Below are 20,998 nucleotides of genomic sequence, written 5' to 3' on the forward strand. Positions count from 1 at the left end.
AGCCTGCAGGTGGGCGTGATATCACGGTGATTGTAAGGGCCGGGTGGCAAGCTGCAAGCGGCAGGCGATAAGCCGTGCAGAAGCACGGCCTTCCATGGGCAACAAGCGACGAACTGCAGGTGACACCCAGGGTCGGCGCCTGCCGCTGAGGTGCTCGGCGACGGTCCTTCATGAGTCTTCGTTCACCTTTCGCTGCCCGAAGTACACCTGAAGCATTGCCCTGGCGTGCCTCACCTGAACCATTGACCGGGCCTCGGCGTCTATTGGCAGACATACAGATCGAGGGACAGGTCATGGGTGTCGACCCCATCGAGCGGGTGCTCAACTACCTCAAGTGTCATGAACTGGTACTGACCACGGCCGAGTCGTGTACGGCTGGCCGGATCGTGGCGCTGTTGTCCGAGAAACCTGGCACCGGCTGCGTGCTGGAAAGCGGCTACGTGGTGTACTCCCCCGAGGCCAAGCAGCGCTTGCTGGGCGTACGGGCGCAGACGATCGAGCGCTGCGGCCTGACCAGCGAGGAGGTCGCCCGGGAGATGGTGGCAGGGGCTTTGCGGGACAGCCCGGCCAGCGTGGCGATCGCCACCACGGGCGTCGCGGGGCCGGAACCCCAAGGTGATATTGCGCCAGGCACGGTGTGCTTTGCCTGGGGGTTCGCCGATCGAGGCGCGCCGGCCCTTTTCAGCCGTACCGAACGGTTCTTTGGTGAGCGTCAGGCGGTGCTGCACCAGGCGGCCGTCCATGGTCTGGTTCAATTGATTCATTTTCATCAACGTTGGTTGCAGGGCGAACGGGCCTGAGGGTCGCGCCGGAGTAGAAGAGTCATGGCTATGGAGCAGGACGAGGTGTCCAGGGAATTCCCGATCCGGGAGGACGTCCCCATGCAGCGCCGGGTATGGCTGTTCGAGCGTGTCGGCTGGTATGTGCTGCTGGCGGTGGTGATCGCGGCATTGGCAGGCGTGTTCGGCAATGGCCCGGTCAGCCACCGCACGGTCACCAGTACCGATGGCCGTGTCGAGGTCGAATACGCGCGATTCAGCCGCAATGGCGCAGCCGAGCACGTCAACCTCCGTGTCAAGGGCGCACCGGACGCCGAGGTCAAGCTGCTGCTCGATGGCCCGATGTTCCGTGACCTGACCGTGGAATCGATGCAGCCGCAGCCGACGGCCTCGGTCAGCCAGGGGCGTGCGCTGCTGCTGCACCTGAAGACCGACGCCGACGGCGTGGCCCGGCTCTACCTGAGCCTGCGTAACGACAGCGTCGGCTCGATCGTCGGCAAGGCCCGGGTCGGATCGGGCAGCGCAGTGCGTTTCGCCACCTTCGTCTATCCCTGAGGAACGACCATGGATGCCGTGCTGCGTGCCGGGGCGATGTACCTCGCCCTGATGGTGCTGTTCCGGGTCGCGGGCCGACGCTCGCTGTCGGACCTGACCACCTTCGATTTCGTGCTGCTGCTGATCATCGGCGAGGCCACCCAGCAAGCGTTGTTGGGGGATGACTTTTCCTTCACCAACGCCGTGCTGGTGATCAGCACGCTGATCGTGCTCGATGTCGGCTTGTCGTTGATCAAGGTGCGATCGACCCGCGCTGCGCGCCTGCTGGACGGGCATGCCACGGTGGTGGTCGAGGACGGGCGCTTTCTGCGAGAGCGCATGCGCCGGTGCCGGCTGACCGAGGATGACATCCTGGAGTCGGCACGGGCCAATCAAGGGGTGGAGCGCGTGGAGCGCATCAAGTACGCGATCGTCGAGCGCAATGGCAAGATTTCGGTGATCACGCGGGACGATGCGGCTGAGGGCGAAGGCCGTCAGGCAGGGACGGACGGCGGCTGACGTGCGGACAGGCTGAAGGGGGAACCGGACTTTACGGCCCCTGCGGGGCCGATCGCGGCGCAGGGGCCGCTCCTACACCCATCGCGGCATTACAGGCAATCGCGGTCCATGTGGGAGATTCTATGGCTTCTGCCAAGTGCCAAAGGTGGGCCTTTCAGGCCCAATCGCGGCGCAGGGGCCGCTCCTACACCCATCGTGGCATTACAGGCAATCGCGGTCCATGTGGGAGCGGCCCCTGTGCCGCGATCGGCCCCGCAGGGGCCGTAAAACCAGCCCCGCCGCGCGACAGGATCACCGCGGCCCTGCAGTCGGTGACCTTTTAGACCTTCAACACCAGCTTGCCAAAGTTCTCGCCCTTGAACAGCTTCTGCAATGTATCAGGGAAGGTCTCCAGACCCTCGACGACGTGCTCCTTGCTCTTGACCTCGCCGCTGTCCAGCCAGCCGGCCATCTCGCGCGCCGCCTTGGGGTACTCGCTGAGGTGGTCGGTGACGATGAACCCTTCCATGCGCGCGCGATTGACCAGCAGCGCCAGGTAGTTGGCCGGGCCCTTGACACCGTCTTGGCTGTTGTACTGGCTGATCGCCCCACAGATCACCACACGGGCCTTGAAGTTGAGCCGGGCCAGCACGGCATCGAGGATGTCGCCGCCGACGTTGTCGAAGTACACGTCGACACCCTTGGGGCATTCACGCTCCAGCCCGGCCTTGACGTCTTCGGCCTTGTAGTCGATCACGCCATCGAAGCCCAGGGTCTTGAGGTAGGCGCCTTTCTCCTGACCCCCGGCGATGCCGATCACCCGGCAGCCCTTGAGCTTGGCGATCTGCCCGGCGATGCTGCCGACGGCGCCGGCCGCGCCGGAGATCACCACGGTGTCGCCCGCCTTGGGCTGACCGACCTCGAGCAATGCGAAGTAGGCGGTCATGCCGGTCATGCCCAGTGCCGACAGGTAACGCGGCAGCGGCGCCAGCGATGGATCGATGGGTTGCAGGCCCTTGGCGTCGCCAACGTAGTAGTCCTGCATGCCCAGCACACCACTGACCGTGTCGCCGACCTTGACGTCGGGATGGCGCGAGGCCGTGACTTCGCCAACGCCCAGGGCGCGCATGACTTCGCCCAGGCCCACCGGTGGTACGTAGGACTTGCCTTCGTTCATCCAGCCGCGCATGGCTGGGTCGAGCGACAGGTACAGGTTCCTGACCACGACCTGGCCCTCGTCCGGCTCGGCGACGGTCACCGTCTCGAACGTGAAATCGTCTCGGCGTACCTCGCCTTGCGGACGCTTGGCGAGCAGGAAACGGCGGTTGCTGGCGGTCATGGGGACTCCTTTGGAGAGAGGGAGGGGAGGCGGGGAAGCTGCAAGTGGCTAGTTGCAAGCTACAAGCCGAACGTGGAGGCGGTGACAGCGCACAGAGGCCCATGCTGCACCGCTTGTAGCTTGTAGCTTGTAGCTCCCAACCCCCCTCTTATTCAGCGATCTGCAGCTTGCGCGCCTGGGTGTAGACGTAACGCACCTTCTCGTACTCGAACGGCGAGTTCATCTGGCCGTAACGGAAACTGGTGGTGTAGCGGCGGTCCACGACGCGCAGGGCGAACAGCTCCGGGTGGTCCGTGGTGGACCGAGGGATGCCCAGGTAGTTCACCGATTGCTCGCCGGCGTAGTCCACCACCAGGCCGGCAGTGTCGCGCAGGTTCGACGGGCCGAGGATCGGCAGCATGATGTAAGGGCCTTCAGGCACGCCGTAGAAGCCCAGGGTCTGACCGAAGTCTTCGCTCTGGCGTGGCAGGCCCATGTGCGTCGCCGGATCCCACAGACCGCCCACGCCGATCACGGTGTTGAACAGCAGGCGCGCGGTGATCTGCCCGGCGCGTTCGCCCTTGAGCTGCAGCACGCTGTTGAACAGGTTGGGTACGTCGCCCAGGTTATTGAAGAAGTTGCTCACCCCGGTACGCACGAAGCTGGGCGTGACGCGTTTGTAGCCGTCGATCACCGGCAGGAACACCCATTGGTCGAACCGGTAGTTGAAGTGATACACGCGGCGGTTGAACGACTCGAGCGGGTCCGGCACGTTCAGCGCATCGAAGGTCGAGCGTTCGAACTCGCGCTGGTCCAGGCCGGGATTAAATTTCAGGGCCTGCAGCGGGTTGGTGAAACCATCGCTCTGTGCGCCATGGGTATCGAACACATCGGCCTCGAGCACGCTGGTGCGTGGCGCGGTCTCCTGGGCCATGACGGGGGCAGCGGCCAGCAGGGCCGTGACGAGCAGCAGTCGATTAACCACGGAAGAACTCCAGCATGGCGTCGCTGTTGACGCGGTAGTTGAGGTTGCCGCAATGGCCGCCATGGGGGTAGAGCGTCAAGCGGTCGCCGAAGACCTGGCGCAGGAAGCCGATGTCGCCGGGGCCGAGAATGACGTCGTCGGCATTGTGCATCACGGCGATCTTCGGGCTCTGGCTCAGGTAGTCGCGCAGGGCATAGAGGCTGACCTGGTCGACCAGCTGCAGCAGGCTGCCGCCATCGCTACGGGCACGCCACATGGGGATCACCTGCTCGGTGAGGTAGCATTCGAAGTCGCACTGCAGCGCGCGCTTGAAGAACGGCGTCAGGCTGCTGCCCTCGGTGATCGGGTACTTGGGCGGCGTGATCAGCCCGCGGCGGTTGATCAGGTCGGAGGTGAAGGCGATGTCGGCGGCCGAGAAACGGAACGAGGTGCCGATCAGCATCGCCATCTGCTCGTTGGACAGGTGCTGACGCGACTGCTGGAAGTCGTACAGCAGGGCTTCGTTCAGGTCGACGTAGCCTTTCTGGCGGAAATACATCGTCAGCTTGTGCAGCATCAGCTCATAGAAGTTGGTGCGGCTGTCGATGCCTTTCACGCTGGTCTGCACCAGCTTGTCCAGGTTGGACACCGAGGTCTGCAGGTTGACCGGCGGGTTGAGCAGCAGCACGCGCTTGAAGTTGAAGCTGCGACGCGTCTCGTCCAGGTGGCTGACGAACGCCGCGTCGAGCGCGCCCAGGCTGTAGCCGGTCAGGTAGAATTCGCTCACCGGCAGGCGCGGATGCTGAGCCCGTACCGACTGCATGACCCGGTACATGTCTTCGGCGTCTTCCTGGCTGATGCCGGGAGTGGCCGAGCGCGAGGCGGCGCTCATGAAGTCCCAGCTGGTCGGCGAGGACAGTTGCACCACGTGGTAGCCGGCCTGGTAGAACAGCTTCTTGAGGTACTCGTTGATGCTGCTGGAGTAGGGCGCACCGGTGCCGGCGATGATGAAGATCAGCGGCGCCTTGTGGTCCTGGCGAGCCAGGCGGTAGGTCAGTTTCTTCACTGGCCAGAAGTTGTCCGGCAGGGTGAAGGCACGCTCGGGGCGCAGAGTGAGGCTATAGTCGTCCTGGTCGATGTCCTCGTCGTGCGGCAGCGTCGGACGCTGGTCGGGCGGCGTGGTGGCGATGGTCGCCTCGAAGGGGTTGGTCAACGGATAGCCGTAGGTGGCGGCGTCGATGTCCCGCGCCGTGGCGACCGCGCTCAGGAACAGGCCGCCCAGCAAGGCTGCAAGGCGTAAGGATCGAAGCATGAGTTCCCCCAGGGACGGCAGTGGTGCGATATGCAGGCTAAGACTATGATTGCCTCGGCAAAGTTGCCGACCACGGCCTATTTATCTGCGCGAAATAGTGCCGTGCTAACGATCGGGCGACAAGCCCGGGCAATGGGGTAAAACCGCATTCACCGCGTCGAATGACGCAATCGGTCAGTTGCCGGCTTTCAGTCACATCGAGATCGGCCTGAACCCTCGAACAGGAGTTCGTATGCAGCACTGGCCAAGAGGGATAGGCATCATGGCGACACTGGTCGCGTGCCTGATCGGCAGTTATGCCGTGCGCTATGGCCTCATGGAGGAGGGCCACTGGGTGGGTCGCTGCGCAAGTGGCGAGGGGCCTTGGCCCTGCGACGTGCGCGCTGGGCTGGGCTGGATGATCCACCACCAGGTGCTCGCCTGGACGGCGCTTGGGCTGGCGCTGTTGGCGCAGGTGTTGCGCAGTGGAGTGGGCAGAGGGGTAGGCTTGGCCGCCGTACTGGTGGGCCTCCCGGCGATGGTGCTGTATACCGCCAGTCTGGCGGTGTTCGCGATCGTGTTGGGGGCGTTGCGGGGGGTACGGCGGGGGTAAGCGTGCTCGATGAATGGCCTTGGCCCTGCAGGCCATGCCTTTCAACGTCTTTGGAAAAGGCCTCAAGCTAGGGTCATTTATTGCACCCATAGATTCACCAGCACGATACAGGCACGCGCAGCCCTCCTGTGTGTGGGCTTGCCCGCGATAGCGTCCGGTCCATCAACGCCTGCATCGCGGGCAAGCCCGCTCCCACACAGAGGGTGAACCGTTCTGCCAAATCAGCAATGTGGTCCACATCGTGTTAGGTAAAGACGTTGAAAGGCCTGGCCCTGCAGGCCCAATCACGGCCGGTCCGGCGCCCGGCAGGGGCCGCTCAGAAAGGTCGCGCAAGTCTGGCAGATCAGCAATGCGATCCAACGTGTGTGGGGGGCAGTGCCGCGATTGGGCCCGCCGGGTCCAAGACAGTCGACGCATCGTTTCATGAAGCCTCTTGAAACGGCTCACCCATGATCCCTTTCGCCTCCGCCACCCCCTGACCACCACCCTCGCCACAGCGCTCCGACCATCAGCCCGCTGACCCCCGCCCAGCCCAGCGCCTGGCCGTTGGCCAACCCTTCCTGGTACAGCTGCGGGACGATGCCCAGGCCCACGATACCCCCCAGCAAGGCCAGTTCAGGCCGCGACGCACGCACCGGCCTGACCAGGTACACCACCGCCGGCAACAGCAACGCCGCGCTGGGGAAGCTGCGGTAACGAGGGTCGAACACCAGGGCCAGGCTACTGACCGCCGCCGCGAACCCTGCCGCCAGCAACAGCCAGCCCGCACGCGCCTGCAGCCAGGCATAGGCCCGTCCACGCCAGCCCTGGCGCTGGCCCAGCGCCAGGGCGGTGTGGGTCAGCACGGCCAGGTTCAACCCGATCAGCAGCGCAGCCCACAGCCCTTCGCTGGCGAAGCGGGCGTGGCTGAGGGTCAGCTCGCCCCACAAGCCCAGGCCCACGGCCGCCACGCCACCCAGCAAAGGCAGCCACAGCGCCGCACGTCGATCATGAGGTCGCCCCGCCAGCCCCAGCGTGAGGACCACGACACCGGCGCCGACCCACCACCACGCCTGCCAGTGCGGCAGATTGCTCACCGGCCCCTCCAGAATGCCTTTGTCCTGCCGGTCGGCATCATACAACCCCCAGTAGCCCCCCACGGCGCCTTCACTGGCCCGCTTCCAAGGCTGGTCGAACGCTTCGATGAGGTTGTACTGCCAGCCCTCGATCTCCGCCTGGGCAACGAAGCCACGAATGAAGCGCGCTTCGTTGAGGCGGCTCGGCACGGCGGTTTCCCGTTGTCGGCCTGCGCTGGGCCAGCCGGTCTCGCCGATCAAAATGTTCTTGGGCGCGAAACGCTGGCCGAACACGCGGCGCACGTCGGCGACGTGAGCCAAGGCGTCGTCGATGCCGCGTGGGTCGTCCTCCCAATAGGGCAACAGATGGATCGTCAGGAAGTCCACGGCCGGCGCGAGGCGCGGGTGCTGCAGCCAGAATTCCCACACGTCGGCATAGGTCACCGGCACCTGCACCTTGCGCTTGACCCGTTCGATCAGCTCGACCAGGCGTGCCTCGGTCACTTCCTTGCGCAGCAGCGTCTCGTTGCCGACGATCACCGCCGTGACCACGTCCGGGTTGGCGTTGGCCGCTTCGATGAGCGTCGTCACTTCCCGGTCGGTGTCCACCGGGTTGGCGTTGACCCACGCCCCGAGCATGACCTTCAAGCCATGCTGGCGTGCCAGCGCCGGGATGGCCTCGAGCCCGGTCATGGAGTAGGTTCGAATGCATTGGAAGCGTCGGGCCAGCAGGGCCAGGTCGGCGTCCAGGCGCGCCGGGCGCAGAACGAAGGGCTGGTCGAACGGCGACTGGTCCTTGTCGAACGGCGTGTAGGACGCGCATTGCAGCCGGTGCGCCGCACTGGCGGCATCGGGCAGCTGCACGGGCTTGCCGAGCGCGTGCCAGAACTCGCCCAGTGCCAGCAGCACCCCCAGGCAGACCAGCAGGCAGGTGAACCACGGGTGGCGAACGAAAGCAGGCATCGCGTCGATCCATCGTCAGGTGCGAAGGAGGTAGCTAGGCATCGTCGTCGGTGAACGTCAAGTGTCGTCATGCAAGGATCGCGCTGAGCGGCCGGCGTCGATGGCGTGGATAGCCATGCGCAGTCGCTCAGCGCTCGCTGGAGGTCGCATGCAGACCCGGACGGCACAGGGCACAGGCCGATGATGCAGTCTCCAAGACCTGAAAGAGGCATGCCGTGATGAAGCTGCGACGTTTTCTGGGGGTGGGTACGGCGATGGTTCTGGCCATGGGCGCTGGGCAGGCCATGGCCAAGCAAGTCAGCATCGGCTACGTGGATGGGTGGTCGGACAGTGTGGCGACCACCCATGTGGCCGCCGAGGTCATCAAGCAGAAGCTGGGCTACGATGTCGACCTCAAGCCCGTGGCCACGGGCATCCTGTGGCAGGGCGTGGCCACCGGCAAGCTCGATGCCATGCTCTCGGCCTGGTTGCCGGTGACCCATGGTGAATACTGGGCCAAGAACAAGGACAAGGTGGTCGACTACGGCGCCAACTTCAAGGAAGCGCGCATCGGCCTGATCGTGCCGGAGTACGTCACGGCCACCAGCGTTGCCGACCTCAAGGGCAGCGATGACTTCAAGCAGAAGATCGTCGGCATCGACGCCGGATCCGGGGTCATGCTCAAGACCGATCAGGCGATCAAGGACTACGACTTGACCGGCTACAAGCTGCAGGCCAGCTCGGGCGCGGCGATGACCTCCGAACTGGGCCGTGCCTATGCCAAGGAGCAGCCGATCGTGGTGACCGGCTGGGTGCCGCACTGGATGTTCGCCAAGTGGAAATTGAAATTCCTGGACGATCCGAAGGGTGTGTATGGCGCTGCCGAGACCGTCAACAGCATCGGCAGCAAGGCACTCGAAGCCAAGGCGCCGGACGTGGCGCAGTTTCTGCGCAAGTTCTCCTGGCAGTCCAAGGACGAGATCGGCGAGGTGATGCTGGCCATTCAGGAAGGCGCCAAGCCGGAAGCGGCGGCGAAGGACTGGGTCGCCAAGCACCCCGAGCGCGTGAAGGCGTGGGTAGGGCAGTAAGCCTCGTCGTGGGTGGCTGACCCTACTGTCGAGCTGCAAGCTGCAAGCCGAGCCAAAGGTTATGGTCCCTTAGCTTGTAGCTTGTAGCTTGTAGCTTGTAGCTCCCCCTCTCATCCTTTTCCTCCCCCCACATTGTTACCCCTCCTGCAACACACCCTTACCTATAAGACTAAGGTCGTCTGGCTGGGCGCCCACGGCGGCCTAAAGTGGAGGTGGGTTCTACCTACTCTGTGCTGCTAGGACAAAAACAATGAACGACAGCATTTACCTTTCGATACAGAACAGTCCACGGTTCAAGGAGCTGGTCGCCAAGCGCGAACGCTTCGCGTGGCTCCTCTCCGCCATCATGCTTGGCCTGTACTGCGCCTTCATCCTGTTGATCGCCTACGGTCCCCAGGTGCTGGGCACGCGCATCGCCGCCGACTCGTCGATCACCTGGGGCATTCCCCTGGGCGTCGGCCTGATCCTCTCGGCCTTCGTCCTGACCGCCCTCTACGTGCGCCGTGCCAATGGCGAGTTCGATGAGCTGAACAAGGCGATCCTGAAGGAGGCGCAGCCATGAGCCGTCCCTTCCATACCCTGGCCGTGCTGGCCATCGGGGCCTTCGCGCCCGCCGTGTGGGCTGCCGACGCGCTGACCGGCGAGGTGCAGAAGCAGCCGCTGAACGTCTCGGCCATCGTCATGTTCCTGGCGTTCGTCGGCTTCACCCTGTGCATCACCTACTGGGCCTCCAAGCGCAACAAGTCGGCGTCCGACTACTACGCCGCTGGCGGCCGGATCACCGGTTTCCAGAACGGCCTGGCGATCGCCGGTGACTACATGTCGGCGGCGTCCTTCCTGGGTATTTCCGCACTGGTGTTCACCTCGGGCTACGACGGACTGATCTACTCCATCGGTTTTCTGGTCGGCTGGCCGATCATCCTCTTCCTGATCGCCGAGCGTCTGCGCAACCTGGGCAAGTACACCTTCGCCGACGTGGCGTCGTACCGTCTGGGGCAGAAGCAGATCCGCACCCTGTCGGCCTCCGGCTCGCTGGTGGTGGTGGCGTTCTACCTGATCGCGCAGATGGTCGGTGCCGGCAAGCTGATCCAGCTGCTGTTCGGCCTGGACTACCATATCGCGGTGATCCTGGTGGGCATCCTGATGTGCCTGTACGTGCTGTTCGGCGGCATGCTGGCCACTACCTGGGTGCAGATCATCAAGGCAGTGCTGCTGCTCTCGGGGGCCAGTTTCATGGCGCTGATGGTCATGAAGCACGTCAACTTCGACTTCAACGCGCTGTTCTCCCAGGCCATCGACGTGCACCCCAAGGGTGAGGCGATCATGAGCCCGGGCGGCCTGGTCAAGGACCCGATCTCGGCGTTCTCCCTGGGCCTGGCGCTGATGTTCGGCACCGCCGGCCTGCCGCACATCCTGATGCGCTTCTTCACCGTCAGCGACGCCAAGGAAGCGCGCAAGAGCGTGCTGTACGCCACCGGGTTCATCGGCTACTTCTACATCCTGACCTTCATCATCGGCTTCGGCGCGATTCTGCTGGTCAGCACCAACCCGGACTTCAAGGACGCCGCCGGTGCCCTGATCGGCGGCAACAACATGGCGGCGGTGCACCTGGCCGACGCAGTGGGCGGCAGCGTGTTCCTCGGCTTCATCTCGGCCGTGGCCTTCGCCACCATCCTGGCGGTGGTCGCCGGGCTGACCCTGGCCGGCGCTTCGGCGGTGTCCCATGACCTGTACGCCAGCGTCTGGCGCAAGGGCAAGGCCAACGACCGTGACGAGATCCGCGTGTCGAAGATCACCACCGTGGCCCTGGGCATCCTGGCCATCGGCCTGGGCATCCTGTTCGAAAGCCAGAACATCGCCTTCATGGTCGGCCTGGCGTTCTCCATCGCGGCCAGTTGCAACTTCCCGGTGCTGCTGCTTTCGATGTACTGGAAGCGCCTGACCACCCGCGGCGCGATGATCGGCGGCTGGCTCGGCCTGATCAGTGCGGTGACGCTGATGGTGCTCGGCCCGACCATCTGGGTGCAGATCCTTGGGCATGCCACGCCGATCTACCCGTACGAATACCCGGCGCTGTTCTCGATGCTGATCGCCTTCGTCGGGATCTGGTTCTTCTCGGTCACCGACAAGTCGGCAGCGGCCGAGAAGGAACGTGCGCTGTTCATGCCACAGTTCGTGCGTTCGCAGACCGGTCTGGGGGCCAGTGGCGCCGTCTCGCACTGACCGCCACGGCCTGATCGTCGAAACGCCCCGCTTGCGGGGCGTTTTTCGTTAGGACGTGGTGTAAAAACCTTGGGAAATTTCCACACCACGTTCGGAACGGTCTGGATGTGGGCCTACAAGCATTTGCGAATAATCCTGCCTGTCAACGGCATCAGCCGGGCTGACAATCCCACCTGCGATGTGCTCGCAGGTTTTTCCAAGGAGATTGAATTCGTGAAACGCACCCTTCTGGCTCTGCCATTTGCCCTTTTGACTGCCACTGCCGCGATGGCTGCCGACCCGATCGAGAAGCAAGTGCAGGTCATCGCCACCGTACCTACGGCCGCCTTCTACGTAGAGCCTGTGGGCGGCGGCTGGATGAACGATCCACAGGAGCTGCCGTGGAATTCGTTTCAGTCCTCGTTCGGAACCATCGACAAGCAGCTGCAAGTCAAGAGCACCGTCGGCCCGATCTCGGCCTACCTGATGTCGCCAGCGATCATCTCCGACGGCGCCAATTCGATCGATCTGGACGTCAAGGTCGCGGGCACCACGCTCAAGCCGACCTCGACCGAAGTCGTGGGTGCGGCCCAGGCCAGTGCCGGCGCCATCGTCGGTTTCCAGGTGGCCGCTGCGGCGAACAATGCCACCTACACCCCCGGCAGCTACCAAGGCCTGATCAGCATGGTCTTCGAGACTGCAGCACCTTGATCTGAGGCGCGCGCCTACCTTCCCATCCGTCATTGCCTGCCCTCGTCTCCTGCGTTCGGTCGCAGGGGCAGGGGGCGGTATTGCCAACGGAACGCTTCATGGCCAATTCCCTGTTACTCGCCTCCTGGCGTCCCTGGCTCGTCTGCGGCTTCTGCCTGGGGCTGCTCGCCACACCGGGCCATGCCCGCGGCTCGGTGCTTGGCACCATCGCCCAAGGCTTGCCCAGCGATTTCGAGGCGCACTTCTTCGACGTGCCGCTTGCGGTGAGAGTGGACATCGACGGCCGCTACCTGGGCGATGCCTTGGTCGTGCTCTCGCGCGACGAGCAGATACAACTGCTGGAGTTCACCGATACCCACGACAGCCAGGAGCCCCCCTCGACACGCCGGCGCTGGCAGGCGCGTCTGGCAGACGGTCGGCCGCTCGGCGATTGCCAGGTCGACTGTGCGGACGGGCTCAAGGCCATCCACTACAGCCTGGTCAATTCCCAGTTGTCGCTGCTGACCGACCGCGTCGAGCAGCAAGGCGAGGGGGCACGCTACTACGAGTTGCCGACGGCAGGCGGGCATGGCCTGTTGCTGCGCAACCAGCTCAATGTGGTGGGCGGTGAACGCACCACCACGGGACATTATGCCGCACAAGCGCGAGGCAGCCTCGGCGACTGGACCACCTTGGCCGATGCACTGGTCGATCATGGCAGCGACGAGCGCCAGGGTACCCGCTATCGCCTCGATCAGTTCTACGGCGAACGCGTGATCGACGATCGGTTCTACCGCCTCGGTTATTTCACCCCCGGTGCGCAGGGGCTGACACGCCAGCCCCGCTTCTACGGGAAAACCCCCGACAGCACGCTGGGTGTGATGTTCGGCAGCAGCGACAGCCTGTTGATGGACAGCGGCCAACCCAGTTCCACGCCCATCTACGTGACGCCCAATCGGGCGGGGATCGTCGAGATCTACCGCAATGGATCGCTGATCAACAGCCAGGCGGTGCAACCCGGCCTGCAGACCCTCGACACCCGTGTGCTGCCGTCGGGTATCTATGAAATCGAAGTGCGCCTGGTCGAAGATGGCCAGGAAACCTCACGTACCCAGGAGTTCGTCTACAAGCCTTCGAACTGGCGCAACCTGGATGCGCGCTGGCGCTACAACCTCTACCTGGGCCGCCAGTCGAATCTGCTGAGCAACTGGGAAGACGAACAGGGCGGCAGCCTCAGTGCTGGCGTGCTGACCAATTACCTGCTCAAGCCCGGGATCGTGCTGGGCCTGTCGGCCCAGCACGTCGATCAGTCCATGCAGTACGGCTCCTCGCTGGATTGGGACATCGATGAACGGCTCAAGCTGTATGGCAACCTCTACCAGACCGAAGGCAAAGGCAACGGCTATGACCTGCAGGTGATCCACAGTCAGGCCAGCGGTTCGCTGGTGCTCAGTCATAGCCGCAGCCGAGTGTCGCCGTCCGAGTCCGTGCGTCGGGTGCGCTCGGACCAGGACGACGTGGTACAGACATCGTTCACCTTGAACCGCCGCGTCACCCAGCGAAGCACGGCCACCGTGCGGCTGGCACACAGCTCCGGAGCGGCCAATGGCCTGGGCGTCGATCTGGGGTGGGCGTTCTACGGCAAGGTGATGGGGTCGGATGCCAACTGGCGGTTGTCGCTGTTCGACCGGCCTGGCTCGCTGAGCACTGGCTTGGCGCGCAACCGTGGCGTCAACCTGAGCCTGAGCATGAGCCTGGGCGAGCCAGGCCGCCGCTTCGGCGTCACGCTGGGCAGCCGCACGTCTCGTGACGGCGCTCGGGACCAGAATGCCTCGCTGACCTATCAGCAGGACGTCGAGGCGGGACCCCTGCGCACGGTCGCGGGAACCGCCAGCTTCGACCGCTACGGTGTGGGTTTCTCGGGCAATGCCCAATTCCACAACCAATACCTGTACGGCGATGCGTATGCCCAGACGTCTTCCTACAACAATGGCCTCAATACCGGCCTGAACCTGCACAGCCTGGTGGCGGTGGGCGAGGGCGAACTGGCCTTGAGCGGTCAGTTCATGCCGCCCGAAGCCGGCCTGATCGTGGATGTGAAGGGCGATCTGCCCGAACTGCGCCTGCGGGCCGACGACAGCCAAGGCGGCAGCACCGTGTTGCGTCCCGGACGCAACGTGGTGCCGGTATCTGCCTATAAAGCCGGGCACGTGCAGTTCGACTTTGCCGACACCCGTGATCCGGCAGCCGTGATCCAGCCCTCGAGCATCGACTATCACCTCAATCGAGGAGGCGTCACCTACCAGGAACTGCACGTGCTACGCACGGTGACCCTGCTTGGGCGGCTGGTCGATGCACACGGGCAGGCGCTGGGGGGCGTCTCGGTGATCAATCATGCCAGCCGGGGTGTCAGCGAGGCAGATGGGTATTTCGCCGTGCAGTTGAGTCAGTCCGAACCGGTGCTGGAGATACGCCGAGGCAAACGGTCACTGTGTCGGCTGGATGTCCCGTTGGACACCCTTCGGCGTGAGGAAGCCGTCGTTCTGGCAGGCGACCTGACCTGCAGCCATGACTCGCTGGCGCAAGGCGCCCACTGGATCGAAGGAGGTGAAAGTTGAACCCAAGGACAAGCCGGCCAGCCGTGCGTGGTCTTTTGCGCATGGCCGGCCCAGGGGCATTGCTCCTGCTGGTGTTGGCAAGCCTGTTGACACAGGCCGCCCAGGCGGCCGAAGCGACGATTTCCGCGAGTTACCGGGGCGACGCCAGCGGCCGGTTCGAGAACACCACGCCACCCGCCGAATTCTGCTCGGAATGGTCCTTTCTGTGCAGTGCCGGCGATAGCACCACCGTGGAATTGCCGATCGCCTACACCAAGGAAACGGTGCAGGGCACGGGAGACAACCGTGACCTGTTCTATTTCAGGATGCCGCCGTCGCGCGATGTGACGGTTACCAACACTTCGACGGGCGACAACTACAAAGTGACCTTCCAGTTCACCGAGTTCAGTCAGCAGTTGCAGTGGATCAGTGGGGTGCGCGACCCCATGCCGGTGATGGGCGCCCCGCAGTCCGGTTGCAGCCTGGTGGTCAATACCTCGATGAAGGGTCGGGCACGCTTCGTCTGGAGCATCAAGAACCCTCTCAATCCACAGGAGTGCTGGACCAGGACCGGCACGTCGGGGGACACCACGGTCAGCGCAGTGAGCAAGACCGGTATCAAGTACCGCTTGATCATGCCACGACCGATCGGTATGCCGCAGGGCACCTACCGAGGCAGCGCGCGGTTCACCATGGGCCCCGGCGCGGAACTTGACTTCGGCCATCGGACTGACTTCAACGACAGGATGCTGACAGTGCATTTCGAGCTGAGCGTCGAACATGACCTCTATGTGATCTGGCCTGCGGGCACCGAGCGCGCCGTGCTGGAGCCGCCAGGGGGATGGCAAGCGTGGCTGGGCGGTCGGGGACGACCTGCTCGCCTGTCGCGGGACATACCGCTGCGCATGTGGTCGACCGGGCCTTTCAAGGTCTACAAGCGCTGTGCCATCGGTATGGGGCAAGGGTGCGCGATCCGCAACCAGAACGGCCATCAGGTACCCATCGGGGTCAGTCTGAGCCTGCCTGGCAACATCCAGCACGCCGGTGGGGCGGCACGCAAGGTGGCACTGCCCACGGGCATGGCGAATGCACCGGTCTTCGAACCGCAGCAGATCCTGCTCAACCATCCAGGGCAGTTGACCTTCGAAGTGACGGGCAACGACCTGGACAGCATGCTCGGCGAGGCAGGCACGACCTATGAGGGTGAGGTGACCGTGGTGTTCGACGCCGAGCTGTGATGTGCGCTATCAGAAATTTCTCATTTTATTTGGGAAAAGTCCCACATTTCATCCCCGGTAAACGGTGAATAATACGCCAATGATGTCGACTGGCTATTATCAAGGAGCGAAGGCATGGTGTGCTGCAGGTGGGTGGTGCTGGTGGTTGCATGGCTGGCTTATGGGCCGGCGCAGGCTGCCCCGGAACTCAACGTAGGCGGGTTGTACGACTATCTCGAACCCGGTTCGAGCACCCTGCTCAAGCGGGTGCGTAACGGCGGCGACAGCACGGCGTTCGTCAAGGTCAGCGTGGCCGAACTGGTCTACGACGCCCAGGGCAAACCCCACGAAGTGAGGCTCGATGACGTACCGCAGGACAAGCGGGACGTGATCGTCAGCCCGACCCGGCTGATCGTGCCGGCGCGTGGCATGCAGGCCATGCGCATTCTCTACCGGGGCAAGCGCGACAAGGAGCGCTACTACCGCCTGCGCTTCATGCCGGTCCTGCCTGAGCAGGGGGACGAGTTCGCCTTGAGCGATCGAGAAGCCAAGGCATACGGCGACAGTCTCAAGGCCGGGGTCCAACTGCTGACCGGCTACGGCACGCTGCTGTTCGTGCACCCTGCCGACGTGCACTATCAGACGCCGGCCCGGCTGGAGGGGGGGCAACTGCACGTGAGCAACCAAGGCAATGCGACCGTGGTGCTGGATCACTTCCGTCAGTGCGATGCCTCCGGTACCCACTGCGACACCGCCACCAAGCACCATCTGCTGCCCGGACGCAGTCGCGAATTTCCAGCCCAGCCGGGGCGCCTCCTGCGTTTCGAGCTGCACGAAGGCAAACAACGCCAGGACATGACCTTCAACGGTTGAGGGCGTAGGGAGCATAAGGACATGTACACAGCATTGGTGGTCGATGACCATCCCTTCATCCGCACCAGCGTGCGCCTGCAATTGCAGAGCGACCACATCGAGGTGATCGGCGAGACCGACAGCGGAGTCGAGGCCCTTCAACTGATTCGTGAGCATGCCCCCAACCTGGTGATTCTCGACATTTCGCTGCCTGGGCTCGATGGCATGCAGGTCCTGCAACGCATCAACGCGCTGGAGCATCCGCCACGGGTGCTGATGCTGACCTCGCAGATGGCCGACACCTTTTCGCTGCGCTGCATGAAGGCAGGCGCGGCCGGTTTCATCTGCAAGACCGACGATCTGGGCGAGCTGAGTCGGGCCGTGCTGGCGATTCGCTCGGGCTTCACCTATTTCCCGGAGGTGTCGCTCAGCTCGGTGTGCCGACAGGACGTACAGGTCAGCGAGAAGGCCTGTCTGGCCAGCCTCAGCGATCGCGAGCTGGTCATCCTGCAATACCTGGCACGGGGGCTGAGCAACAAGGCGATCGGCGAGCTCATGTTGCTGAGCAACAAGACCGTGAGCACCTACAAGGCACGCCTGATCGAGAAACTCGGGTTGAGGTCGTTGATCGACCTGGCGGATCTCGCCAGGCGCAATGGTCTGGTGTGATCATCACCCTGGCACGCCTGGCCATGATCCTCTGGATGCTGGTGGGGCTGTGGCTGCCACTGGCGCGGGCGGACGAACCGCGTACGCACCTGCAGGGGCGTGCGGTGCTGGGGCGCAAGCTGGCGCCGCCCGACGAAGCGCAACTGCGCTGGCTGTGGACACGCCGCGCGTTGAGCCTGGGCGTCGTCCAGGCGGATGAACCCCCGCTCGGTGTGATCGGTCCGAGCCACGAGTACGAGGGCATCACGGCCGACTACGCCGGATTGTTGTCCGACTACCTACGCCTGCCGATCGACGTACAGACGTTCGACTCCATGGCCGAAGCGACGACCGCGTTGCGCGAAGGGCGGGTCGATCTGCTCGGCGGCATCACCCGACAGCAGGCCGAGCAAGCCAACCTTTTGCTGTCGCGCGCCTACGCCGAGGACGTGCCGCGCCTGGCCATACGCGACGACAATCGGGTCGGCTGCCAGGCCGAGGGGGTCGTGCGCGTGGCCATGCGCGAGGGCTACCGGACGCTGGCGCAGGTGCGCACGCACTACCCGCAGGCACAGGTGCAAGGGTACGCCTCCACGCGTCAGGCCATGGGCGCGGTGGCATTCGGGCAGGCCGACGTGTTCGTCGGCAGCGCCGTGGAGAGCCACTACCTGGTCGGCCGGGCGCAGATGAACAACCTCATGCTGCGCGAATGCCCAGGCTGGTTGCGGCAGCCGATCGGTTTCGCACTTTCGACGCACCAGCAGACCTTGGCGGCGCTGATCGATACGTTGTTGGGCAACGTGTCGGACAGTGAGCATGCGCGCATCCGCCAGCGCTGGATGCCCTTCGTCGAACAACTGGCCGAGCACACCCCGGCCCTGCTTGTCCTGACACCGGCCGAGCAGCGCTGGCTGCAGAGCCGGCGCCGGATACGGGTGCTGCTCGACGAACAGATGCTGCCGTTGAGCTACCGGGATGCCGAGGGGCGCTTCAAGGGCTTGAGCGTCGACGTGCTCGAACGCATCGGGCGCGCCACGGGCCTGACGTTCGAGTTCGCCAGCGGCGGCACGGTCGAGCAGATGATCGGCCAGTTGCGCCAAGGCCGGGCCGACCTGATCGGCGCCTTGACGCCCAGCGCGGCACGCGAGCAGTACCTGACCTTCAGCCGGGCCTACCTGACCTCGGCGCGGGTGCTGGTCACCGCAGCCGACGACCAGGCGGCCACGCATCTGGGGCAGTTGCAGGGGCGACGGGTCGCCGCCTTGCCCAGTGGTTTTCCGCGTGCCTACATGCGCGAGCATTACCCTGGCATCACCCAGGTGGATACCCAGGGCCCGCTGGATGCGGTCCTCAGGATCAGCGACGGCCAGGTCGATGCGGCAGTGCTGCCCCTGGTCTGCGTACGCTCGTTGTCGGCACGTCTGCCCCATGGCAGTTTTCGTATCAGTGCCAGCCTGGCATTGCCACCGGCACAGTTCGCCCTGGCGACCCGGCAGGCCGATGTGGAGCTGGGCACGATCCTCAACAAGGCGCTGGCCAGCCTCTCGCCCCAGGAGCTCGACGCCCTGGCACGTCGTTGGCAGGGCGAGCCGATCGTTGGCGACAGTTTCTGGCACCGTCATCGACAGCAGGTGTTGCAAGGTTTCGCGGCGGTCGCGCTGCTGCTGGTGCTGGCGCTTGCCTGGGTCCGCTACCTGCGCCGCCTGATACGGGTGCGCGAGCAGGCCGAGCGAGCGCTGGCCGATCAGCTGGAATTCATGCGCGTGATGATCGATGGAACGCCTCACCCGCTGTATGTCTGCGACCGGGAGGGTCGGCTGCTCACCTGCAACAGCTGCTACCTGGAAACCTTGGGCGTGTGTCGCGAGGAAGTGGTCGGTCAACTGCTTGGCTGCCTGCCGCATCTGGCCTGGCAGCGCGGTTGGCGCGAGGTGCTGTGTTCGGGGCAGGCCCAGGTCGAGGATCGACAGGTACGCCTGGCCGATGGCCGCGAGCGCATCTTCTACCACTGGATGCTGCCTTGCCGCAGTGACCATGCTGGTGCCAGCGTGATCGCCGGCTGGATCGACGTCACCGAACGCTTCCAACTGCATGCCGACCTGCAGCGGGCCAAGGAGGAGGCCGAACAGGCCAATCAGGCCAAGACCCACTTCCTGGCCACCATGAGCCATGAGATCCGCACGCCCATGAATGCCGTGCTGGGCACGTTGGAACTGGCGTTGCGCAAAGCCGAGCAGGGCATCCTCGACCGCGTGTCCATCGAGGTGGCGTCCGAGGCGGCACGTGGGCTGCTGGCACTGATCGGCGATATCCTCGACGTCACGCGGATCGAGTCCGGGCACCTGGAAATCAACCGGGAGGCGGTGCAACTGGCCCGACACGCCGGCAGCGTGGTGCAACTGTTCCAGCCGCAGGCCCGTGCCAAGGGCCTGCACCTGAACCTGGAACTGGAAGGCGAGGTCGAGCGCGCCGTGCTGATCGATCCGCTGCGGTTCAAGCAGGTGCTCGCCAACCTGGTCAGCAATGCCATCAAGTTCACCCAGCACGGCACGGTGCGCGTGAACCTGCGCCTGATGCCACGCGAGGATGCACGGCTGACGCTGAGCCTGACGGTCGAAGACACCGGTATCGGCATTCCGGAGGCCGACCTGGCCCGACTGGGCGAACCCTTCTGGCAGGCCTGCAATCACCGCCAGTCGAGCGGTCGTGGTGCGGGCCTGGGCCTGTCCATCAGCCGTACGCTGTGCCAGCTGATGGGCGCGAGCATGGCCCTGCACAGTGCTCTGGGCGTCGGTACTCGAATCGAGATCGAGATGGCCGTCGAGCCTGCCTCGAAGGCCAAGCCCGGTGGGACGGCGCCTGCCGAGTCCCAGGAGGCGTCCTCCCTGCACGCACGGCCTGGCCTGCGGGTCCTGGTGGTCGACGACTATCCGGCCAACCGCTTGCTGCTGGCCCATCAACTGGCCTACCTCGGTCACCACGCCAGCACGGCCGACAATGGCACCCAGGGCCTGCGCCAATGGATCGCTGGGCGTTTCGACCTGGTCATCAGCGATTGCAGCATGCCAGGCATGAATGGCTACGCGCTGTGCCGGGCGATCCGCCTGCATGAGCAGCGCCACGGCTGGCCGCGCTGCCGGGTCGTGGGGATCACCGCCAATGCCGTGGTCGACGAGCGCCGCCGCTGTCTGGCTGCCGGCATGGATGACTGCCTGTTCAAGCCGCTCAGCCTCAAGGCGCTGGCCGCCTTGTTCGGTACCTCTGGCACGGACGATCAAGGGCCTTCCAGCACCGGCGCCGGGGCCATCGATGCCGACCTGGGCAATCTGCGCCGTCTGACCGGCAACGACCCGGGTGCGCTCAAGGGGTTGTTGCGCGACCTGCTCGAGAGTAATCGCCAGGACCTCACCGAACTCAGGCGCCTGGCCGAGTGTGGCGATCTGCCGGCCCTGGCCAGGCTGGCCCATCGGATCAAGGGAGGGGCACGGCTGGTTCGTGCCAGCGCCTTGGTCAAGGCCTGTGAGCAGGTCGAGCGCAGTTGCCTGGGCAAACCGGTTTCACTGGACGTGCTGAACGTACGGGTCGAGGCCGTTCGCCAGGCGATGCAGGGGCTCGAGGATGAGCTGCGCGGACGGCGCGAGCAGGGCCGGCCCGAATCTCCAACGGACTTGCAGGATGCCAGCGGTGCCAATGCCCGCCATGGAGGCTGA

The 20,998-nt window shown here is 64.7% G+C and carries 17 protein-coding genes; 13 read left to right on the forward strand and 4 right to left on the reverse strand.

The window, feature by feature from the left end:
* Window positions 1–293: 293 nt before the first annotated feature.
* The 3 genes from G7007_RS13930 to G7007_RS13940 are packed head-to-tail and all read left to right on the forward strand — an operon-like array spanning window position 294 to window position 1,832.
* Window positions 294–800, forward strand: coding sequence for a CinA family protein (locus tag G7007_RS13930; protein WP_181102569.1), 507 nt, complete (start codon window positions 294–296; stop codon window positions 798–800).
* Between the two features lie 24 nt (window positions 801–824).
* Window positions 825–1,334, forward strand: a complete 510-nt coding sequence (locus G7007_RS13935; protein WP_308852299.1) for a hypothetical protein — start codon at window positions 825–827, stop codon at window positions 1,332–1,334.
* 9 nt (window positions 1,335–1,343) lie between these two features.
* Window positions 1,344–1,832: a DUF421 domain-containing protein gene (locus tag G7007_RS13940; RefSeq protein WP_181102571.1), complete on the forward strand. Its 489-nt coding sequence runs from the start codon at window positions 1,344–1,346 to the stop codon at window positions 1,830–1,832.
* A 319-nt stretch (window positions 1,833–2,151) separates the two neighbouring features.
* Here G7007_RS13940 and G7007_RS13945 read toward each other — a convergent pair whose 3' ends face one another.
* The 3 genes from G7007_RS13945 to G7007_RS13955 form a co-directional block, all read right to left on the reverse strand.
* Window positions 2,152–3,150 carry an NADP-dependent oxidoreductase gene (locus tag G7007_RS13945; protein WP_181102572.1) on the reverse strand — a complete coding sequence of 333 codons (999 nt, stop codon included), beginning with the start codon at window positions 3,148–3,150 and terminating at the stop codon, window positions 2,152–2,154.
* Window positions 3,151–3,298: 148 nt separating this feature from the next.
* Window positions 3,299–4,114, reverse strand: a complete 816-nt coding sequence (locus tag G7007_RS13950) for an MlaA family lipoprotein (RefSeq protein WP_308852300.1) — start codon at window positions 4,112–4,114, stop codon at window positions 3,299–3,301.
* Window positions 4,107–5,405: a serine/threonine protein kinase gene (locus G7007_RS13955; protein ID WP_181102574.1), complete on the reverse strand. Its 1,299-nt coding sequence runs from the start codon at window positions 5,403–5,405 to the stop codon at window positions 4,107–4,109. The genes G7007_RS13950 and G7007_RS13955 overlap by 8 nt, the downstream gene beginning before the upstream one ends.
* Before the next feature lie 262 nt (window positions 5,406–5,667).
* Between G7007_RS13955 and G7007_RS13960 the strand changes: the two genes are divergently transcribed.
* The gene (locus tag G7007_RS13960) at window positions 5,668–5,997 is read left to right on the forward strand and encodes a hypothetical protein (RefSeq protein WP_258198579.1); all 330 of its coding nucleotides are present in this window, start codon (window positions 5,668–5,670) and stop codon (window positions 5,995–5,997) included.
* A gap of 443 nt (window positions 5,998–6,440) precedes the next feature.
* Here the strand turns inward: G7007_RS13960 and G7007_RS13965 are convergent, their stop codons facing one another.
* Window positions 6,441–8,015 carry a glycoside hydrolase family 17 protein gene (locus G7007_RS13965; RefSeq protein WP_181102578.1) on the reverse strand — a complete coding sequence of 525 codons (1,575 nt, stop codon included), beginning with the start codon at window positions 8,013–8,015 and terminating at the stop codon, window positions 6,441–6,443.
* Between the two features lie 218 nt (window positions 8,016–8,233).
* On the opposite strand from G7007_RS13965, the gene G7007_RS13970 reads away from it, so the two are divergent.
* The 9 genes from G7007_RS13970 to G7007_RS14010 all read left to right on the forward strand — a co-directional run bounded on the left by G7007_RS13970 (window position 8,234) and on the right by G7007_RS14010 (window position 20,998).
* Window positions 8,234–9,082, forward strand: a complete 849-nt coding sequence (locus G7007_RS13970; RefSeq protein ID WP_181102580.1) for a glycine betaine ABC transporter substrate-binding protein — start codon at window positions 8,234–8,236, stop codon at window positions 9,080–9,082.
* A 250-nt stretch (window positions 9,083–9,332) separates the two neighbouring features.
* Window positions 9,333–9,644 carry a DUF485 domain-containing protein gene (locus G7007_RS13975; RefSeq protein WP_181102582.1) on the forward strand — a complete coding sequence of 104 codons (312 nt, stop codon included), beginning with the start codon at window positions 9,333–9,335 and terminating at the stop codon, window positions 9,642–9,644.
* On the forward strand, window positions 9,641–11,305 hold the full coding sequence (locus G7007_RS13980) for a cation acetate symporter (RefSeq protein ID WP_181102584.1): 1,665 nt from the start codon (window positions 9,641–9,643) through the stop codon (window positions 11,303–11,305). Before G7007_RS13975 ends, G7007_RS13980 begins: the two co-directional genes overlap by 4 nt.
* A 69-nt stretch (window positions 11,306–11,374) precedes the next feature.
* Window positions 11,375–11,995 carry a CS1 type fimbrial major subunit gene (locus G7007_RS13985; protein WP_308852301.1) on the forward strand — a complete coding sequence of 207 codons (621 nt, stop codon included), beginning with the start codon at window positions 11,375–11,377 and terminating at the stop codon, window positions 11,993–11,995.
* Window positions 11,996–12,093: 98 nt separating this feature from the next.
* Window positions 12,094–14,592: a TcfC E-set like domain-containing protein gene (locus G7007_RS13990; protein WP_181102586.1), complete on the forward strand. Its 2,499-nt coding sequence runs from the start codon at window positions 12,094–12,096 to the stop codon at window positions 14,590–14,592.
* The gene (locus G7007_RS13995; RefSeq protein ID WP_181102588.1) at window positions 14,589–15,809 is read left to right on the forward strand and encodes a hypothetical protein; all 1,221 of its coding nucleotides are present in this window, start codon (window positions 14,589–14,591) and stop codon (window positions 15,807–15,809) included. The genes G7007_RS13990 and G7007_RS13995 overlap by 4 nt, the downstream gene beginning before the upstream one ends.
* Window positions 15,810–15,923: 114 nt before the next feature.
* Complete coding sequence (locus G7007_RS14000) at window positions 15,924–16,661, forward strand: molecular chaperone (protein WP_181102590.1); 738 nt, start codon at window positions 15,924–15,926, stop codon at window positions 16,659–16,661.
* Window positions 16,662–16,682: 21 nt separating this feature from the next.
* The gene (locus tag G7007_RS14005) at window positions 16,683–17,309 is read left to right on the forward strand and encodes a response regulator transcription factor (protein ID WP_181102592.1); all 627 of its coding nucleotides are present in this window, start codon (window positions 16,683–16,685) and stop codon (window positions 17,307–17,309) included.
* Window positions 17,306–20,998 carry a transporter substrate-binding domain-containing protein gene (locus G7007_RS14010; RefSeq protein ID WP_181102594.1) on the forward strand — a complete coding sequence of 1,231 codons (3,693 nt, stop codon included), beginning with the start codon at window positions 17,306–17,308 and terminating at the stop codon, window positions 20,996–20,998. Before G7007_RS14005 ends, G7007_RS14010 begins: the two co-directional genes overlap by 4 nt.

This window comes from Pseudomonas entomophila (assembly GCF_013523125.1).
Classification (GTDB): domain Bacteria; phylum Pseudomonadota; class Gammaproteobacteria; order Pseudomonadales; family Pseudomonadaceae; genus Aquipseudomonas; species Aquipseudomonas entomophila_B.

Excerpts from the sequence above, each read along its gene's own strand:
- G7007_RS13970 (WP_181102580.1), top strand. The coding sequence starts at position 8,234 with ATGAAGCTGCGACGTTTTCTGGGGGTGGGTACGGCGATGGTTCTGGCC.
- G7007_RS14000 (WP_181102590.1), top strand. The coding sequence starts at position 15,924 with ATGGTGTGCTGCAGGTGGGTGGTGCTGGTGGTTGCATGGCTGGCTTAT.
- G7007_RS13980 (WP_181102584.1), top strand. The coding sequence starts at position 9,641 with ATGAGCCGTCCCTTCCATACCCTGGCCGTGCTGGCCATCGGGGCCTTC.
- G7007_RS13935 (WP_308852299.1), top strand. The coding sequence starts at position 825 with ATGGCTATGGAGCAGGACGAGGTGTCCAGGGAATTCCCGATCCGGGAG.
- G7007_RS14005 (WP_181102592.1), top strand. The coding sequence starts at position 16,683 with ATGTACACAGCATTGGTGGTCGATGACCATCCCTTCATCCGCACCAGC.
- G7007_RS13955 (WP_181102574.1), bottom strand. The coding sequence starts at position 5,405 with ATGCTTCGATCCTTACGCCTTGCAGCCTTGCTGGGCGGCCTGTTCCTG.
- G7007_RS13945 (WP_181102572.1), bottom strand. The coding sequence starts at position 3,150 with ATGACCGCCAGCAACCGCCGTTTCCTGCTCGCCAAGCGTCCGCAAGGC.
- G7007_RS13965 (WP_181102578.1), bottom strand. The coding sequence starts at position 8,015 with ATGCCTGCTTTCGTTCGCCACCCGTGGTTCACCTGCCTGCTGGTCTGC.
- G7007_RS13990 (WP_181102586.1), top strand. The coding sequence starts at position 12,094 with ATGGCCAATTCCCTGTTACTCGCCTCCTGGCGTCCCTGGCTCGTCTGC.
- G7007_RS13960 (WP_258198579.1), top strand. The coding sequence starts at position 5,668 with ATGGCGACACTGGTCGCGTGCCTGATCGGCAGTTATGCCGTGCGCTAT.
- G7007_RS13940 (WP_181102571.1), top strand. The coding sequence starts at position 1,344 with ATGGATGCCGTGCTGCGTGCCGGGGCGATGTACCTCGCCCTGATGGTG.
- G7007_RS13930 (WP_181102569.1), top strand. The coding sequence starts at position 294 with ATGGGTGTCGACCCCATCGAGCGGGTGCTCAACTACCTCAAGTGTCAT.
- G7007_RS13975 (WP_181102582.1), top strand. The coding sequence starts at position 9,333 with ATGAACGACAGCATTTACCTTTCGATACAGAACAGTCCACGGTTCAAG.